The organism is Roseomonas sp. HF4, assembly GCF_005222755.1.
In the GTDB taxonomy this organism is placed as follows: Bacteria; Pseudomonadota; Alphaproteobacteria; order Acetobacterales; family Acetobacteraceae; genus Neoroseomonas.
Genome location: NZ_STGD01000004.1, coordinates 125,425 through 144,395 on the forward strand (window position 1 = coordinate 125,425; position 18,971 = coordinate 144,395).

Annotated in this window: 6 protein-coding genes; 2 read left to right on the plus strand and 4 right to left on the minus strand. The window is 73.9% G+C overall.

The window, feature by feature from the left end; translation table 11 throughout:
* Position 1 precedes the first annotated feature (1 nt).
* The 4 genes from E8M80_RS08035 to E8M80_RS08050 all read right to left on the minus strand — a co-directional run bounded on the left by E8M80_RS08035 (position 2) and on the right by E8M80_RS08050 (position 17,141).
* On the minus strand, positions 2–11,620 hold the full coding sequence (locus tag E8M80_RS08035; protein ID WP_137125164.1) for a filamentous hemagglutinin N-terminal domain-containing protein: 11,619 nt from the start codon (positions 11,618–11,620) through the stop codon (positions 2–4).
* Between the two features lie 3 nt (positions 11,621–11,623).
* On the minus strand, positions 11,624–13,297 hold the full coding sequence (locus tag E8M80_RS08040; protein WP_137125165.1) for a ShlB/FhaC/HecB family hemolysin secretion/activation protein: 1,674 nt from the start codon (positions 13,295–13,297) through the stop codon (positions 11,624–11,626).
* A gap of 321 nt (positions 13,298–13,618) precedes the next feature.
* Positions 13,619–14,179 carry an OmpA family protein gene (locus E8M80_RS08045; RefSeq protein ID WP_170979273.1) on the minus strand — a complete coding sequence of 187 codons (561 nt, stop codon included), beginning with the start codon at positions 14,177–14,179 and terminating at the stop codon, positions 13,619–13,621.
* A gap of 67 nt (positions 14,180–14,246) precedes the next feature.
* On the minus strand, positions 14,247–17,141 hold the full coding sequence (locus tag E8M80_RS08050) for an FAD-dependent oxidoreductase (RefSeq protein WP_137125167.1): 2,895 nt from the start codon (positions 17,139–17,141) through the stop codon (positions 14,247–14,249).
* Positions 17,142–17,214: 73 nt separating this feature from the next.
* Here E8M80_RS08050 and E8M80_RS08055 point away from each other — a divergent pair, with 73 nt between their 5' ends.
* Together E8M80_RS08055 and E8M80_RS08060 are read left to right on the plus strand one after the other, a co-directional pair.
* Entirely contained in the window at positions 17,215–18,126 is a 912-nt protein-coding gene (locus tag E8M80_RS08055) for a dihydrodipicolinate synthase family protein (RefSeq protein WP_137125168.1), read from the plus strand.
* A gap of 15 nt (positions 18,127–18,141) precedes the next feature.
* Entirely contained in the window at positions 18,142–18,969 is an 828-nt protein-coding gene (locus E8M80_RS08060; protein ID WP_240789942.1) for an ABC transporter substrate-binding protein, read from the plus strand.
* Positions 18,970–18,971 lie beyond the last annotated feature (2 nt).

Here is an 18,971-nt window from a genome sequence, read left to right on the forward strand (position 1 = left end):
GTCAGTAATCCTCTTCGGCGATATTCGGGATCTGCACGTCCGGGTCCGTGATGCGGCCGCCGAACAGCCGGAGATCGACCACCTGCGGCGGCGCCTGCGGGATGGTCACGGCCTGGCTGACCACGATGCAGTTTGCCGAGGAGATGACGCAGCCGTTGAAGCGGAAGCGGGTGAGCGCGTTGCTCGGCGCGGGGCGGCCGCTATCCGTGAGCGCGCTGGCCGCGATGCCGGTCAGCCTGGTGCCGCGGAAGTCGATCAGCGTGCCGGTCAGGTCGACCGTCCCGCCGGAGCCGAACACCGCGACGCGCCCGGCCGTCTCGATGTCGCCCACCGCGTTGCCACCGTCGATCAGCAGGAAGATCGCGCTGCGGTTGGCGTTGATCGTGAAGTTCAGCGTGCCTGCCGGCGCGCTGGAGGGAATGCCGAAATCGCCCGGCGCATCGGAGTTGGGCAGGCGGACCTGCGTCTGCTGCTGGTTCGCCGGAACGTTGGGCAGGTCGGGCACGATGACGTCGAGCGGGTCCGGCGTCGAGCCGGCCGCGCGCGTGTCGAAGGCGACGCCGGGATAATCGGTCCCGCCCGCCTGCACGAGGACGCGGCCGATGGTCGAGATGCCCGTCGGGCTCGCGAAGACGACGACGTCGTCGATGATGTAGAGCCCGCGCTCGAGCGTCAGCGCGCCGCCCGACCGGATGCCGACCGAGGCGGCGTCGAAGGTCGAATCCCGCACCGTCATCGTGCCGCCGGCGAGGATGCGGATCGCGTCCTCGGCGGTCATCACGGTGTCGGCGATCAGGATGTCGCCGACCGCGGTGATGCGGATGACCAGCGGGTCGATGTTCGCCTGGTTGATCGCGAAGCCGTCCGCGGCGAGGCTGATCTCGCCCGCCGCGTCGATCTTGCCGCGCGTGATGGTCGCGAGCCCACCCGCGGCGAGCGTGACGTCGCGGCCCGCGACGATGGTCGCGTCCGTGAAGCCGGCCGCGCCGCCGACGGTCATGGCCACGTCCCGGCCCGCCGACAGCACGGCCTGCTGGATGGCTAAGGTGCCGGCGCCGATCGTGACGTCGGTTCCCGCCGACACGCTGGTGCCGGGCTGCACCTGCACCGCCCCCGCGGCGGACAGGCCGAGCGTGCCGGCGGCCGTCAGGACCGGTGCGTTCAGTGTCAGGTTCCCGGCCGTGGCGGTGAACTGCAGGTCGCCGCCCGCGGCCACCTGACCGCCGGTGACGATCGTGGTCGCGCCGGCCAGCGAGGCGTTGCCGCCCGCCGCCGTCGTAATCGTCGTGGCGTTGATCTCGGTCGTGCCGCCCTGGCCGTTCACGGCGAAGCCGGTGGCCGCGGAATGCGTCCCTCCGAGCAGGCGCACGCCGCCGCCGCCGGCGATGGAGGTCGCCCCGCCCGCCGTGGTGCCGGTGGCCGACACTGTCGCGAGCCCCGCCGCCTGGAGCGTGATGGCGCCGCCCGAGGCCAGCGTTCCGTTGGTGGTGGTGACCGCGCCGCCGGTGCCGGTCAGCGCGATGGCGGTCCCGGCGGTGAGGCTCGCGCTGGTCATCGTCGCCGTGACGCCGGCAAGGGAGAGCGTGCCGCCCGTCGCCGTCAGCGTCGTGGCGAGCGCTTCCGCGGCCCCGCCAGCCGAGGCCAGCGTGATGTCCTGCGCCGCGACATGCACTCCGCCCGAGATGCGCGCGACCGTCTGGCCCTGCAGCGCGATGCTGCCGCCTGCATTGACCGTGTCGTTCGTCATGGTGGCTGCGCCGGCGCTGCCGGTCAGGGCGACGGTGCCGCCGGCGGTGACGCTGCTCGCGTCGATCGCCGCCGCGGTGCCGGACAGGGTCACGCCTCCGGCGATGGCACGGATCGTCGTGGCGCTGAGGATTGCCGTGCCGCCGGCGCTGGTGAGCCGGACCTCGCCGGCCGCCTGGTGCGTGCCGCCGCTGATCAGGGCCTGGGTCTGGCCCTGCAGCGTGATGTCGCCGCCCGCGGTGACGCCGCTGCCGCTGCCGATGGTGGCCGCACCGGTCGTGCCGGTCAGTCCGACAGTGCCGCCGGCGGTCACCGTGCTGCCGGCGATGGTCGCGGCCGTGCCCGAGAGGGTCACGCCGCCGGTCGTGGCCTCGATCGTCGTGCCAACGAGTTCCGCCTGCCCGCCTGTGGCGGTCACCTGGACGGCCCCGTTCGCCCGGTGGGTGCCGCCGCTGATCAGCGCCTGGGTCTGGCCCTGGAGCACGATGTCGCCCGCGGCGGTCACGCCCCCGCCGCTGACCAACGCGAAATCGGTGGTGCCGGTCAGCCGGACATCGGCGCCGGCGGTCACCGTGCCGCTCATCGAGGCGAAGGTCGCGCCCGACAGCGCCACCGTCCCGTTCAGGGAGCCGATGGTGGTGCCGGACACCGTGGCGCCTGCGCCGAGCGAGGTGACCTGCACGCCGCCGGTCGCCTGGTGCGTGCCGCCGCCGGTGACGGAGGTGGCGCCCTGGCCGCGCAGCAGCAGCGTGCCGCCGGTCACGGTGCTCGTGCCGCCCACGATTGCCGCCGTGCCGCCGGAGGTCAGCGAGGCCCCGCCGACCCCGGCGGTCAGCGCGACGCCGGAGAGCGAGAGGCCCGCCGTGCCGGCCGCGAGGCCGACCGTGTCGCCGCCCACCGTGCCGCCGGTGATGCCGAGCGCGCCGGCCGCGGACAACGACAGGACGCCGTCCGCGCCGAGCGCGCGGACGGTGCTGGCGTCGATCGTGATGCCGTCCGGGGTGATGGTGGCGGTGACGGTCTCGGCCGTGATGGCCGCGCCGCCGTTCACCAGCAGCGACGCCCCATCGATGGCGATGAGGCCGCCCGTGCCGGCGCCGCCGCCGGTGACCGTGCCGCCCGCGATCGCGACCTGGCCGCCGGCCGAGAGGTTGACCGTCTCGCCCGTCGCGGTGCCGCCGATCGTCAGCGTCGTCCCTGCCGTCAGGTCGAGCACGCCGCCGGCATTGGCCACCTGCGCCGCGCCGCCGGCGGCGATCTCGAGCGTCGTGCCGGCGGAAAGGGTCAACCGGTCGTCGGCCGCGGCGGTGCCCGTCAGCCGAAGGCCGTCCTGCACCGAGACGCTGGCGGTGCCGCCGGCCGTGAGCGAGCGCAGTTCCGTCACCTGGTTCTGCGTGTCGCCGAGGCCGATGGTCCCCCCGGCCTGCACCTGCAGTGCATTGGCGACGATCAGCGTGCCGGTCGCGGGCTGCACCACGTTGCCCGTCGCGGTGAGGCTGACGAGGCCGCTGGCACCGGTCGCCCGCAGCACCGTGATGCCATCGCCGCCCACCGAGGGCGCGAGCACGACATTGGCCGGCGGCTGCGTCCCAGGGGCCGTGGTCCGCAGGTCGATGTCGCCCGCGGTCGCCGTCAGGTCCTGCGTGACGGTCAGCGTGCCGGTGGCGGAGGCACGGATGCTGCCCCCGGCCGTGACCGGGCCCGCGATGCCGAGGGTTGCCACGCCGTTGCCCGTGGCGGGGCCGGCGGTCAGGGTCGCGTCGCGCGCCGCGCTCACCACCGAGGCTGTGTCGAGCGCGAGGCCGGTGAGTCCGGTGAGCGCCACGTCGCCCGCCAGGCCGGAGGCCGTCGCCGCCCCCTGCACGAGCAACGTGCCGTCCGAGGTGATCGCGAGCGTGCCGTTGGCTGCCGAGGCGGTCACGCCCAGCGGAAGCGTCAGGTCGCGGCTGCTGCGCAGCGCAGCGCCGCCGCCGGCGGAAAGCGCGCCGATGCGGTCCACCGCGTTGTCGGGCGAGGTGAGCGACACCTGCCGCGCCACCGCCGAGAGGGTCGCGACATTGATGCCGCCGGTCGCGCCGGTCTGCACGATGTCCCCGGACGCCGTCGCCGCGCGGAGGTCGAGCGCCAGGGCGCGCACGCCGCCGACCACGCCGGAGGCATCGGTCGGAGCGTCGCGGAAGGAGACGTCGCCCTGCAGCGATATCGTGGCCGAGGTGGCGTCGCCGATCCGGACCAGCGCCAGCGGGTTCGTGGTCTGGCCGATCCTTCCGATCTCGGCGGAAGACAGGCCGAGCGTATTGGCGACTTCCGTGCCGAGGCTGATCGCGCGCCCGGCGGCGACACCCGAGATGTCGACGGTCCCGTTCGGCACGGTGATGGCGCTGCCGGCCCCGATCGCGAGGTCGTTGACGCGGAGGGTGATGACGCCCCCGTCCAGGGAGGAGGCGACCGGGCCGCTCAGCGTCAGCAGCGGGCTCGCCGAGGCCAGGCTGATCGCCCCGCCGGCCGAGACGCCCGTGATCTCCGGGATGAGGTTGCCGGCATCGTTCACCGAGACGAAGGAATTCGCCGTCGCGCCGAGTCGCGCCACCGAGATCGGCCCTCCAAACTGCGAGACGAACCCCGCCGGGGCCGAGATGGCGAGGGTCGTGCCGGGGGCGAAGGTCGCCGTCGTGAGGTAGAGGCCCTCGGTCGCATTGGCGGTCGTGACCGTGACCGTGCCGGCCTGCAGGTTGGCCACTTCCCCCGACTGCAGGACGAGGTAGCCCCCGAATTCGGTCAGGCCGCCGAGCACGACGGGCCGCGTCGCGGTGAGCGGCGCGATCGCGATCGTCCCGTCCGTGCGGTTCGTGGCCCCCGGCCCGCGCGTGTCGATCGCGGCGTTGAGCGCCATGTTGTCGGCGGTCAGCGTGATCGTCACGCCCGTGCGCGCCGCGTCCCAGCCGGCACGGATGGGCGATGCCACGCCGAGCGCGGTGGTGCCGTCCGCCGTCAGCGTGACGTTGCCGCCTGCCACGATGCCGGCGGCAGCGGCCGCGCCGCCGGCATCCGCGCCGGCGACGACGGTGCCGAAGGTGTTGCCGATGGCCGCGAGGGTGATGTTCCCGCCGGGTGCGGAGGCCGAGAACTGCGTCGTCTCGATGGTGCCGGCGTTCTGGACGATGCTGCCGCCGGTGGCGCTGCCTGTGGCCGGGTCGAAGTCGGCGCCGGTGCGCAGCAGGACGCGGCCCGCGGTGAGCGTGCCGCCCGTGGTGCCGAGGCCGAGCGCGATCCCCGCGCCCTGGAGCTCGATCGAGGTGCCGGAGATGTCGGCGCCGACCGTCATCGCGCCGCCCCCCGTCAGGCGGATCGTGGTGCCCGTGACGTTCGCGCCGATGTCGAACAGGCCGGCCGCGGTCGCCGTCACGGTGCCGCCGGCGACGATGGCGCCGACGTCGATGGCCCCGCCGCTTTGCAACGCGATCGAGGTGCCGGAGACGCCGGCGCCGAGATCCAGCGCGCCGCCGCTCGTGAGGCTGATGGCGGTGCCGGAGATGGCCGCGCCGACATCGAGGATGCCGGTCCCGTTCACCGTGACGGAGCCGCCGGTGATCCCTGCGGTGACGTTGACGTCGCCGCCGCCCTGCACCGCGACCGATGTGGTGCCGGAGAGGGCGCCGCCGACGTCGATCGCGCCGCCTGTCGTGAGCGAGAGCGCCCCGCCCGAGATGCCCGCGCCGACATCGATGATGCCGCTGCCGGTGCCGAGGAGCGTGACGCTGCCGCCGGCACCGCCCGTGATGGCCGCCGTCGTGGTGATGGCGCCGCCGCTCTGCAGGTTGATCGAGAGGGCGGAGAGGCCCCCATCGACGTCAAGCGCGCCGGTGCTGCGCAGGTCGATCGTGCCCCCGGCGCCGCCGGTGATGGCGCCCGCGACCGTCAGCGCGCGGTCGCTGAACAGCCGGACGTCGGCGGCGGCATTGCTCGCGAGCAGCGTGCCGACGGAATTCGCGATAGCGCCGTTCAGCAGGATGGATCCGCCGGGCGCCACCGCCGTCAGGCTGTCGGCCGCGATCGACCCGCCGGCCTGCTGGACGATGCTGCCGATGCGCGAGACGAGCGTCGCCGCGCCCGTGGTGCCGCCGGCCGCGCTGCCGACCAGCACCTGACCCGTGATCGACAGGTCCTGGAAGGTGCGCAGCACGAAGTCGCCCGCCACCGTGCTGGCGCCGAGCCCGCCCAGCACATTGGCCGCAACGTTGACGTTGGTGGCCGGCACGGCGCCGTTGTTCAGCGTGACCGAGCCCGACGGCGCCGAGACCCGCAGCGTGTTCGCCTGGATCAGCGAGGAAGGCTGGGTGATGTTGCCGCTCTGCGAGTGCAGCGTGACGTCGCCGGCCGCGGCGTTGACGAAGGTGTTGAGCGCGAGGTCGCCGTCGTTGCGGATCGTGATGCCGTTGTTCGCGCTGAACGCGACGGCGAGGCTGTCGATGCGGTTCAGGTCCGCCGCCAGGCTGCTGGTGGGGGAGCCCCCGTCCAGCACCAGCGCGCCCGCCGGCAGGCTGACCTCGAACGCCGCCGTGTCGATCGGCGACCCGGCCGCCTGGGTGATGCTGCCGGTGTCGGCCGCGAGCGTGACGCGCGCCCCGGCCGCGATGCCGCCCGAACCCGCCGGGCCGACCTGGAAACCGTCCAGATTGCGGAAGGCGAAGGTGCCGAGCGCCGATCCGCTGAGCGAATCGACGTTGTGCGCGACGGTGTTGAGCGTGACGCTGCCGGACGGCGCGCTGACGCTGAGCGCGCCCGCGGTGATGACGCCGTTGCTCGCGACGGCAGCCTGCTGGGCGATCGACCAAACGGCGCCGTAGGGTCCAGCATTGAATCCCGGGAAGAAGAAGTTCGTCGGGTCGTAGAGATACTGCGTGACGATCTGCGTGAAGGTGCCCGAGGACAGCACGCCGCCCGTCCCGGCGACGATCTGCACGTTGCGTCCCGGTGCCGTGACGTCGGCGCCGATGATCACGGTGCCGCCGAGCAGCCGGAAGGTGCCGAAGGTGGCGGAGGGCGCAAGGTCGCCGATGACGAAGGTGCGCCCGGTCTGGTCCGCGCGGCCCACCTGCAGCGTCGCGTTCGTCGTGCCGCCCGCGATCAGGCTGTTCAGGTAGGCGCCGCTGATCCAGTAGGTGTTGCCCGAGGTGTCGGGGACGATCGAGAAGGTGTAGGGCGCCAGCTGCGGCACCGGCAGCGCCGGCGGGCTCGTGAAGAGGTCGCCGACCAGGATCTCCGTCGTCGGGTCGTCCGCCGCGAGGCCGAACACGCCGCCGTCACCGATCTCGATCGGCTGGCCGTTCGTGTTGATCGTGTCGGCGATGAGGACGACGGTCCCCGGCAGGGCGGCATCGGCGCGCGACAGCCCGGCACCGAGGCCGAGCGTGATGTTCGGCGCCTGCAGCGTGATGGCGTTGCTGACGACGCCCACGGGCGCGGCGCGCAGCGTGTTGTCCGGCATCAGCACCTGGCCTGCCGCCGCCACGGTCGTGAGGTCGAGGCTGCTGCGGACGCTGATGCCGATCGTCGCGTCGGTCGCCGCCGCTGTCGCCGCCAGCCGCGAGATCTCGTTGCCCGCCGCCGCCAGCGTCGCGTCGCCGCCGGCGACGATGCGCAGCTCGTTGGCGCGGATCACGCTCGTGGCGTCCTGCGTGATGGTCCCGCCGGTGCCCGAGGTCAGCACGCCGACCGTCCCGGCCCCGCCTGCGCCGAACACGGACCCTGCGCCCAGCACGATGCCGGTCCCGCCCGCGAGCGTGTTCGTCTCGGCCGCCAGCGTGGTCGCGCCGAGCCCCACCGAGAAGGGCGCGAGCGTCAGCGTCCCGCTGGTCACGAGCGCCGTGAAGCCGCCCGCGCCCGCGGCGCCGAGCGTCCCGGCCACCGACAGGTCGCCCGCGTTCAGCAGCGAGACATTCGCCGGCACATCGGCCACCAGCGCGCCGATGGCGTTCCAAGCGGCCGGGCTGCCGCCCGCGCCGAGCGCGAGGCCGGCGCGCAGGTTCACCTCGGCGTCGGCCGTCACCTCCAGCGTATCGGCCACGATCCGCGCGGCGGTCGTGGCCTGCGTGATGCCGCCCGTCCGCGCATCGAGCTCGACCGTCCCGCCGCTGGGGGAGGCTTCGTCGCCCGCGCGGATCAGGGCGTTCTGGGTGATGCCCGTGCCGGTCAGGCGGATCGTGCCGTTGTCGGGCGTGGTCAGCGCCGCGCCCACCGTCAGCGCGCCGGCTCCGCCGGCGGTCAGCGCGAGGGTCGTGCCCGCCCGGGTGTCCCCCGCCACGGTCAGCGTGCCGGCCACGGCAAGGCTGAACGCGCCGCCGGCTGCCGAAGCCTCCAGCGTCTGCACCGTGTTGCCGGCGCCGGTCAGCGAGATATCCCCCGTCCCCGCCACCGCGAGGCTGGAGGCGAGGATCGGCGCCGCGAGGACCGTTGACTGGAGAATGTTGCCGCCGGGGCCGCCGCCGCCGTCGGCGACCAGGGTCACGGACCGCGAGGCGCCCGAGACCGCGATCGGCGCCTCGAGCGTGATGGCGCCGGCCGTCAGCGCGGCGAAGGGTCCGCGCGCATCGACCGCGCCCTGGACGACGAGCGTCCCCGACGTGGCGAGCGCGATCGCGCCCGAGGCAAAGAGGCCGCGCGACGTATCCGCCAGCAGGCCGTTGTCCGGCGCCGTCACGTCCGCGACGATGGCCGCGATCTGGTTGCCAGAGCCCGACAGCGCGAGGTTGCCGCCGGCCGCGGAGGCCGAGAAGGTCGCCGCCAGGATCGCGCCACCGGTGCCCTGCAGGATGCCGGCATCGCTGACGAGGCGCACATTCGCCCCCGCCGCGCCGACCGTCGCATCCCCCAGCACGAGGTCGGTCGCCGTGAGCCGCACGTCGCTGCCGCTCGCACGCAGGACCGTCAGGACGGGCGCCTCCGAGTTCACGACCAGGCTGCCCGTGACCCGCGCATCCAGCGTGTCGATCACGTTCGCCAGGTCGAGCGCCGCGCTGGCCGCACCCGTCGCATCGGTCGCGCCGCGGATCGCCAGGGTGCCCGCGTCGAGCACGGTCGCTGCGGCCTGCGTGATCGCCCCGGTCGCGCCGAGTGCCAGCGTCCCGGCGATGGTCAGCCCGGCCTGGAAGTCGATATCCCCGCCCGCGATGGTCCCGGCCGCGCCGGCCAGCGTCGTCCGCCCGAGCCGGAGCGTCGCCGTTTCGGCGCCGGTGACCGCGGTGACGGAGGCGCCGTTCAGCCACAGCGCGGCATCGTTGTCGGTGCCGCCGAAGCGGAGCGCGCGCCCGGCCGTCGCGGGCCCGACCTCGACCAGGCCAAGGGACGTGTTCGCCCCGGTGCCGTCGAATGAGGCGCCCGTCAGGTCCATGCGGTCGGCGCGTAGCCGGACCGCCTGGCCGTCGCCCGCCGTGACCGCGCCCGCGATGGTCAGCGACGTCGCAGGCGTGGTGGCCGCGGCTGCCTCGGTCGCGCTCAGCACCACGTCCCCGGTCGCGGCGGCCGTGCCGTTCGGTAGGTTCAGCCGCGGCGCGGCAAGCGACACCGACCCGCCCGCGGCGAGCGTGACCAGCATTGTCGGGTTGGCCGCGAGCGCCAGTGGCACGTCCTCGGCGAAGCCGAGCGAGGTGACCGCGAGGGCACCCGTCGTGCGCGCGTCGAGTGTCGCAATGCGGTTCGGCGCCACGTCGAGCACCGCGCTCGCAGCGTCCGTGCTGCCGCCGCTGCGGCCCCGGATGCGCAGCACGCCCGTCGCGTCGCGCGCCGTCGTCAGTGTTCCGGCCGCGCCCTGCGTGATGGCGCCGTCCGCGTTCAGCGTGATGCCCGCGGCCGAGGTGACAGCCGCGTTGATGGCGATGGTCCCGAGGACGGAGGCGTTGTCCGCGCGTTCCGAGGTGAGCACGACGCTGCCGCCGCTCGACGCCCCGGCGACGGCGAGCACGCCCTCGACCGCGCCCGCACCGTTGGTGTTGTTCCCCGAGCGGATCGCAACCGCGCCCGGCGCGCTGAAGGTGACGGAGAGGCTGCCATTCTGCTGCCGGTCGAGCGAGATGCCACCCGTGGCCGTGGTGGCCGCCAGCGTCAGCGCCGTGCCGGCACCCTGGCGATGCCGGATGTTCCCGCCGGACTGCGTGATGCCCGTCCCGGCGGTCATGGTTAGGCTGGTCGCGCGCAGGTCCGCGCCGATCGCGATGCTGCCGGTCGTGCCGGTCAGCGTCAGCGCCCCGTCGACGCTGATCGCCGCGCCAATTGTCACGTTGCGCCCGGCGATGAGCCCGAGCCCGCCCTGGTTGTTCGCCTTGGTGACCGCGTCCTCGACGATGATGTCGCGCGCCGCGTTCAGGGTGACGGTGCCGTTGAACCCGGTGATGGCGCCGGTCTCGACCTGCAGCCAGTCTGTCGCGTCGCCGGTGGTTGCGTTGAAGGCGGCGCCCGGGGTTGTGACCTCCCCGCCGACCACATTCTCTCCGCCCGGCACGCCGGGGCTGTTCGCGTTGCTGACGATGATGTTCTGCGGGTCGATCAGCAATTCGCCCGGCGTGCCCGAGGGCGCGGCCAGGTCGATGAAGCCCGAGATCAGCAGCGCCTGCTGGCCCGAGACCTCCACGAAGCCGCCGTCTCCGCCCGCGGCACCGCCGCGCGCCGAGAGCGTGCCGCGCATCTCAGTCCGCGTCGTGCTGTTGACGAGGATCTCGCCGCCCTGTCCGGCCTGCGTGGCGTCGGCGCGGATGACGGCGCCGGCCTCGACCGTCGTGCGCGCGGCCATGCGCTGGTCGCGCCCGCGCCCGGTGGTGCCGACCAGCACGCGCCCGCCGCCCGCGCCGCCCGAGGCGTCAACACGCGCGGTGCCCGCGACGGTCACGGCGCCGGTCGCCTGCAGCGCCACCGACCCGCCGCGCTGACCGGCGCCGCCGGTCGCGTCGATCGCGCCCTCGACGCGTACGCCGCCGCCTTCGGCGCGCAGTGCCACCTGGCCCGTGCGGTCGCCCACCGTCTGCGCGGCGATGGTGCCGGTCTGGCGGACCAGGTCCTCGACCAGGCCCGAGGCGGCATGGGCGCTCAGCAGCACGGAGCCGCCGGGGGCGTCGATCACGCCGCTGTTCGTCACCAGCGCGGCGCCGCCCTCGGGCGCCGTGCGCACCGCCTGCGTCACGTCGATGCCGATGAGGCCGTCGCCGGCGAGGTCGAGGACGAAGGTCTCCGCCGCGCCGAGCGCCACGCGGCCGAGCCGGGCGCGGATCACGCCCGAATTGGCGACGCCCGGGCCGACGAGTGCCGCAAGGCCGCGGTCGGCGACGGTGATGGTGCCGTGGTTCTCGACCCGCGCGCCGGGCCGCGGCGCCTGGTCGAACACCATGCGCCCGGCCATGAAGTTCTGGTTCGTGATCCCGGCGGCCGAGGCGATCAGGCTGCCGACATCCACCTGCGCGCCGCCTGCGAAGACGACGCCCGACTGGTTGACGATGGCGACGCCGCCATTGGCCTGCACGCGGCCCGCGATGACCGACGGGTCAGGCCCGACCACGCGGTTCAGGGTCCAGGAGGTCGGCGCCGGCTGCACGAACTGCACCGTGTGCTGGCTGCCGACGTTGAACTGCTGCCAGTCGATCGCCGCGCGGTCGGTGCCCTGGGTGACGGTGGTGCGGCCGGGGGTGCGCGCGATGCCGGCCTGGCCGGCGACGACCTGGCCGCCGGTCGGTCCTGCAGCCGGCGCCGGCTGCGCCATGGCCTGGCCCGCCGCGATCGGCAGCAGCGCCGTCGTCGCGAGCAGCCAGCGGCGGTTCGGCGCGCGCCTCGGCGGCGCGGGCAGGGGGTGCGGGGACCGCGCCGGGCCGTTCTTCGTGCCGCGTGCCATGGCCTAGAACCTCACCAGCGTGCGAAAGATCAGTTGCGTCGCGCGGAGCGGCTCGACCGCCTCGCCCTCGGGCCGCGTCGTCAGGCGCCGGGCCAGTTCCAGGTCGAACTGCACGGTTTCCGCAATCACCGTGCGCAGCCCGCCACCCCAGGAGGACAGGCGCCGGTCCACGTCGACATCGGCGTTCTGGTAGGCCCAGCCCATGTCGCGGAACACGTAGAACTGCGTCGTTCCGCGGTTGTTGCCGAGCGCCGGCTCCGCCGGGATCTCGTAGGCGAGGTCGAGTTGGAGCTCGACCGCATAGCCATAGCCCCAGTCGCCCGTGACCTGCCCCGAATAATAGCCGCGGCCGAGGCGCGATCCGCCGAGGTAGTACTTCTCGGCCGGCGGCAGCACGTTCCCGGACCACTGGCCTGAGACGAAGGCCTGGATGTTCACCATGGCGCCGTCGAAGGGCGAGAACAGGGGCTGAACGCGCTGGTACTCGGCGGTGTACTTGGTGAAATCGAATTCGCTTTCGAGCCGCGTCGGCGTCGGGTCGTCGGCGCGCGTCCCACCGAAGACGCCGACGCCCTGGTGGATCCGGACGAGCGCCTGGTTCGTGGCCGGCGCGGTGAACGGCACGAAGCTGTCCAGCGCCTGCATGTCGAAGCCGCCGCGCGCGGCGCGGATGCGGTCGCGCCCCACGAGCGAGCGCCCGCCCTGCAGCCCCGCGCCCGTGTTGATCGTGCTGTTCAGGGCGTCGAACTGCGCCACCGCCCAAAGGTTTCCGGGACGCGTGCGGATGATCGGGTAGGTGAGCACGGCGCCCGCCACCTCGGTCAGCCCCTCGTAGCCGATCTCACGGAGCTGGCCGGTCGGCAGCGTGTTGCCCGTGCCGGCATAGAGCCGCAGGCGCAGGCCCGATCCGCCGATGAAGGTCTCGAAGCTCGCCTGCGTGAACCACTGGCTGCCCTGCTCCGTCCCGAAGACGGAGACCTCGGTCCGCTCGCCGAATTCCGTGAAGGAGTTGAGCCCGGCGACCAGCAGGCCCTGCCACGGCCCGGTGTAGCGATAACCCCGGTTGTCGAGGTTGAAATAGCCGCTGACAGCGGATCGGCTGAGCTGCGCGATCAGGCGAAGCGCGCCGGGCTCGCCCTGGATGGGCTGCAGCACCCCGCGCACGCGCACGCCCGGGATGTCCGAGACGAGCAGCAGCGCGCGCTCGACCGCGGCGGTCGAGATCGGGCGCCGGTCCCGCAGCCGCTCCAGGAAGCGAAGCGCCTGCGTGCCGGCCGGGCCGATGTCGCCGTCGAGGCGCACCTCGGCCACGTAGCCCTCGGTGACGGTGAAGCGCGCCTCGTTCCGCCCGTCCGGCTGCGGGACCAGCGCGGCGGCGACCGAGACGAAGGGGTAGCCCGCACGCCTGTAGGCACCGAGCACCTCGAGCCGCGTCTCCTCGATCCGGGCGAGGGTGACGCTGCTGTCCTCGATCGGCGCCATCAGCCGACGGATCTCGGTGTCCGGCAGGACCGTGTTGCCCTGCACGACGGCGGTGCCGACCGCGACCTGCTGCCCTTCGCCGGGGCCGCGCCGCGCCTCGGGCGGGGGCGGCTGGGTGCGCGGGCTGAGGGCGGGCGCCGCGGCCGGCGCCGTGCGCTCGATGATGCCGGCGGCGGACGGGGGCGGGCGCGGCACGCCGGCCGGGACTTGCGCCAGGGCCAGGCCCGCCGCGGACAGCGTCGCGCCGCCGGCAAGCAGGATCGACCGGAGGAGCCATGCGGGCCGCGATGTTCGACGCGCCGTACTTCCCCGGGGCGGCGCCCGATCGGCGTCGGTCTCCGACGGCAGGCATGACGGCGGATTGCTCGCCGGAACGTCCATCTATGCGTTTCCGACTCTGATCACGAACATGAGAGATAGGTTAGCGGTTTCCTCGGTGGAATAAATAGCCGGCACGCGGCTCCACCACCGAAATCCGGTCCGCGTATGGATTCGGCAACACTATTTCCGGGGTGTTTAGTTCCCCAGGTTTACGACTTGCACGCGACGGTTGCGTGGCTCGTCGCGTTCATCCGCGGTCGGCACCAACGGGCGCGTTTCGCCGTAGCCGATCGTCTGCAGGCGCGCGGGTGCCACGCCATGGCGATGCACGAGGTGGTCGCGCACCGCAGCGGCCCGGGCCTCCGACAGCGCCTGGTTCATGGAGCCATCGCCCACCGTGTCGGTGTGCCCCTCGATTCTGAAGCGCGCATTGGCCAGTTCCGGTGCCGCGAAGGCCCGGGCGAGGGAGGCGATCAGCACCTCGGCCTCCGGCGTGAGGGCCGCCGACCCGGTCGCGAAGGTCACCATCAGGGAGACCGCGGGGCGGTCGCCCGGATCGGTCGTGGCCGACTGCACCGGCCCCTGCGTGTCGAGCGGCGTGATCGGCGCGGTGACGGAATCGCTGCCCGGCGCCGGCAACCGGATGCCGCGCGTGAGGTTCCTGATGATGGTGTCCGCGACCGGGTCCTGTGCCGCGGCGGGGAGGGCCGGCATGGCCACCAGCATGGCTGCGACGAGCGGAACGGCAATGCGCATCCTGCGGTCCTCCTGATCCGATGGACCCAGTAAAGCACAGGCCGGCGCGCGCAGGGGCGCGGAACCCTTAGCCGAAGCGTGAAATGGAGAAGGCGTCCGCAACCCTTTCGCGGCCGAGCACCGCATCGGCCGTCATGCGACCGGCGACCGGGCCGAGCGTGTAGCCGGAGGATGTGACGGCCGCGAAGAGCCCAGGGCAGCCGGGCGCCTCCCCCAGGATGGGCGCGCGGTCGACATGCACGTTCATCCCCGTCCAGGCGCGCAGCACCGACAGGCCCGCCAGCGCCGGCACGACATGGCCGGCGACCCACAGATTGCCCTCGATGCTCGTGCGCCGGTTCCGGGTGGCGCCGGTCGCGGAATCGTGCTCCCCGGGCCAGGCGCCGCCGATCAGCAGATGCCCGTTCGGCCCCTGCTTCAGCGACAGGTGCCGCCCGGCATGGGCGACGAGGTGCGGGATCAGCGGGCCGGTCGCCTCGGTCGCGATCACCTGCTGCACGAGGCCGCCGACCGGCAACTGCACGCCCGCCAGCGCCGCGATCCGCCCTGACCAGGGCCCTGCGGCCACGACGATGCGCCCGGCGCGGATGGTGCCGCCCTCGGTCGTCACGGCGAACCCCGTTCCCTCCCGCGCGATCGCCGTGACCTCGACGCCGCCGGCGACGCGCGCGCCCGCGCGCCTGGCCAGCGACAGCAGCGCCGCCGTGCCGCGCAGAGGGTCGATCTGGCCCTCCGCGGGGCAGAAGGCGGCGCCGAGGAAGCGCGGCGCGAGATAGGGCGCCAGGTCGCGCAGCTCGTTCGCGCCGAGGATATGCGTCTCGATCCCGGCGCCGCGCTCGACCGCCGCCTTGCCGCGCAGCCAGTCGAATTCCTCCGCCGTCTCGGCCAGCATGACGCCGCCCTCGGTGCGGATGCCGCAGCTCTCGCCCGCGTCGCGCGCGATATCCTTCCAGAGCGCGATGGAGCGCGGGCCGAGCGGCAGCGTCGCCGCGGCCGGACCGGCGGTGCCGAGCGCCTCCGCCTTGTCGCCGAAATCATAGGGCAGCAGCTGGACATGGAGGCTGCCGGCATTGGCCGTGCTGGCCGCGAGCCCGGGTTCCGAACGGTCGGCCACCAGCACGTCCGCACCCTCGCGCGCGAGATACAGCGCGGTGGAGAGGCCGAGCACGCCGCCGCCGATCACGAGCACGTCGCAGGCGCGGTTACCGGGTGCGAGCGGCGCGGCGGCGCTACGCCAGGCAAGGGGTGAGGGGTCGTGGATCACCGGCGCGTCGAAGCCCTCGGGCACTTCGCGCATCAGCGCCACGGCCGGGATCGGCCGGATGGGCGCGCGCGGGGCGGCGAAGGCGGCCTCGGCTGCGGGGGCGCCGGCCAGCCGCGCGACGGTCGCGCCGCACATGCGCCCCTGGCAGCGGCCCATCCCCGCGCGCGTATCCTTCTTGAGCGCGGCGAGGCTGCGCGCGCCGCCCGCCATCGCGGCGCGCAGCGCCCCGGCGGTCACGTCCTCGCAGCGGCAGACCATCGTGGCGTCGGCGATCGCGCCGGCATCGAAGGCGGGCGCCGCGAAGACGCGCCAGAGCGCGCCCTGGAATGCGAGCGCGCGCGCGAGGTCGCGCCGGGCCTCGTCATCCTGGGCGACGGCGTGCCCGAGGTCCCGCGCCGCGGCGGCCCCGGCCAGCCGCCCGCGCGCGAAGGCGACCCGCGACCCGCCGATGGAAGCCCCGTCGCCGATCGCGAAGACGCCGGGGACGGAGGTGCGGCCCTCGTCGTCGGCAACGGTCTCGAGCCGGCCGATCTCCGCCCCGGGCCCCTCGGTCGCGAAGCGCTGCGCGCAGCCGAGCGCACGGGCCAGCCCGGTTTCCGGCTGGAAGCCCATGTTGAGCGCGGCCACGCCGGCCTCGATCAGGCGCTCCCCTGCGGGTGTCGCGACGCGCAGCGCGGCGAAGCGGTCGTCCCCCTCGCAGGCCAGGATGCTGCTGCCCCAGAGCACCGGCACACCCGCGCGCCGCAACTGCGCCAGGTACCGGAACCCGTCCCAGGCGAGGTCCGGCGAAGTGCGCGCCAGCGCCAGCAGGTCCCGCCAGGCGCCGAGGCCCGGGCGCGGCGCCGCCTCGACCACGGCGGCGACCTCGACGCCGCCGGACAGCAATTCGCAGGCGAGCTGCAGGTTGAGCGGCCCGCTGCCCGCGATCACGACGCGCCCGGCCGGGCTCACGCGCTGCGCGCGCGCCAGCGTCTGCAGCCCGCCGGTCGTCATGACGCCGGGCAGCGTCCAGCCCGGCACCGGCACCGGGCGTTCATGCGCGCCCGGCGCCAGGACCAGCCGCCGCGGCCGGAAGGTCAGCGCCGCGCCATCGACCAGCGCCGCGATCTCGTCCGGCGCGAAGCCGCCCCAGACCGTGGCGCCCTGGTGGATCGCGACGCCCGCCGCGCGCGCCTCGGCGAACAGGGCGGCGCCGCGGCGGAACTGCGGATCGGGCGCGGCGTCGGCATGGCTCCTGGCCAGCGGCTTCAGGTATTGCCCGCCGGGCTCGGCGCGCTCGTCCAGCACTTCGACCGTGGCGCCGGCGCGCGCGGCGGCGATGGCGGCCGAGAGGCCGGCCGGGCCCGCGCCCACCACGAGCACGTCGCAGGCATGATCGGCGATCGCATCCGGCCTGACGGCAAGCGGCGCGGGATCGGCGGGCGGCGCGCCCTCGACGCGCAGCCCCGCCTCGGCCTTCACCAGGCAGGCGCGCTGGCCCGCGCGGCCATCCACCGTCACGATGCAGTCCCAGCAGGCGCCCATGCCGCACCAGAGGCCGCGCGGCGCGCCCTGCCCGGTGCGGCGGAAGGCGAGGATACCGGCGGCGGACAGCGCGGCGGCGATGCTCTCGCCCGGCAGCGCCTCGATCTCCTGCCCTTCGAAGGTGAAGCGGATGGGCGGCGCGGCGACGGTTATCCGGGAGTGGTTGAGACGCATGGCCTTGCCGGGAAGGGGAAAACGGGGTCGGATCATCGCACGCGTCCCGCGCGCGTCCATCCCCGGAGGCCTTATGTCCCGCGAGCCCTTCCGCGGCACCTACACGGTGCTCGTCACGCCCTTCACCGCCGACGGCGCCGCGGTCGACCTGAAGGCGCTCGAACGCCTGGTCGAATACCAGGTGAGCGAGGGCGTGCGCGGGCTGATCCCGCTCGGCTCGACGGGCGAGTTCCTCTCGGTCTCGCGCGACGAGCGCGCGGCCATCGTCGAGACGGTGGTCGCCGCCGCCAGGGGCCGCGTGCCGGTGGTGGTCGGCACCGGCACCGAGGACACGCGGGAGGTGGTGGCGCTGTCCAAGGAGGCCGAGGCCCAGGGCGCGGACGGCGTGATGATCATCCCGCCCTTCTATTCCGTGCCGACGCTGCCGGAGTTGATGCACCACTACGACACCGTCGCGCAGGCGATCGGCATCCCGATCATGGTCTACAACAACCCGGCCACCGCGAATGTCGACATGACGCCCGCGATGCTGGCCGAGATCAGCCGCATCCCGAACTGCCGCTATGTCAAGGAAAGCACGCTCGAAGCCACGCGCGTGCGCGACATCGTGGCGCTCTGCGGCGACCGGATGGAGGTCTTCGCCGGCGTGCTGGGGTACGAGAGCGCGTGGCTGGGCGCCATCGGCTGGGTCGCGGTGTGCAGCAACGTGGCACCGCGCCTGTCGTCCGAGATGTTCGAGTCCGCGGCCTTCGCGGCGGACCGGGACACGTCGCTCGCGCTCTATCGGCGGCTCGCGCCGCTGCTGCCCTGGGTGGGCGGGCCGCGCTACGTCTCGGGCACCAAGGCGGCGTTCCGGCTGATGGGCATGGACATGGGCCCGCCGCGCCCGCCGCGCCTGCCGTTGCCGGCCGAGGATATCCCGGCGCTGGCGCGGGTCTTGCAAGGTATCGGGCTGATGAGCATCGCCGCGCAGGCGGCCGAATAGCAGGGAGACATGAAGATGAACCGCCGCATCCTTCTCGCCGCCGCCGTCGCGACCTTCGCGGCCGGGCCTGCCTTCGCGCAGGCGCCGGCCTGCACGCCGGCCGTGCCGGATTCCGAGCTGGTCAAGCCGCGCACGCTGGTGATGTCGACCAACCCGACCCTGCCGCCGCTGCAATTCGTCGACAGCTCGGGCCAGCTGCAGGGCATGCGCATCGAACTCGGCACCGAGATCGCGCGCCGCCTCTGCCTGACGCCCGAATACGTGCGGATCGAGTTCAGTGCGATGATCCCGGGCCTCGCGGCGCGGCGCTGGGACATGATCAACACCGGCATCTTCTACACCGAGGAACGCGCGCGGCTCATGCACATGATCCGCTATGAGAACAACGCCGTCGCCATCTCCGCCGCGCGCGGCAACCCGCTCAACATCCGCGGCCAACAGGACCTCGCTGGCAAGACGGTCGGCGTCGAGATCGGCGGCTTCGAGGAACGGCGCCTGCGCGAGATCAGCCAGGCGGTGCAGGCGGCGGGCGGACGGCCCATCAACATCCGTACCTTCGACAATTTCGCGGTCGCCTTCCAGGCGCTGCGCGCGGGCCAGGTCGAGGCTGTCACCTCGATCGACGCCGTCGCCGCGGAATTCGACCGCCGCGGCGAATTCCCGCGCGTGCTGAACAACCTGTTCCCGACGCCGGCCGCGCTCGCCTTCCGTTCCCGTCCGCTGGCCGACGCCGTCTCCCGCGTGCTGGTGCAGATGAACGCCGACGGCAGCCTGAAGACGCTGTTCGACCGCTACGGCGTGACGCTGGCCGAAGGCGGCTTCGCCGTCGTCGGTCCGCAGTGACC

Bases quoted from the DNA above. Each gene is read 5' to 3' on its own strand.
- E8M80_RS08035 (WP_137125164.1), bottom strand. From the start codon at position 11,620: ATGGCACGCGGCACGAAGAACGGCCCGGCGCGGTCCCCGCACCCCCTG.
- E8M80_RS08045 (WP_170979273.1), bottom strand. From the start codon at position 14,179: ATGCGCATTGCCGTTCCGCTCGTCGCAGCCATGCTGGTGGCCATGCCG.
- E8M80_RS08050 (WP_137125167.1), bottom strand. From the start codon at position 17,141: ATGCGTCTCAACCACTCCCGGATAACCGTCGCCGCGCCGCCCATCCGC.
- E8M80_RS08055 (WP_137125168.1), top strand. From the start codon at position 17,215: ATGTCCCGCGAGCCCTTCCGCGGCACCTACACGGTGCTCGTCACGCCC.
- E8M80_RS08060 (WP_240789942.1), top strand. From the start codon at position 18,142: ATGAACCGCCGCATCCTTCTCGCCGCCGCCGTCGCGACCTTCGCGGCC.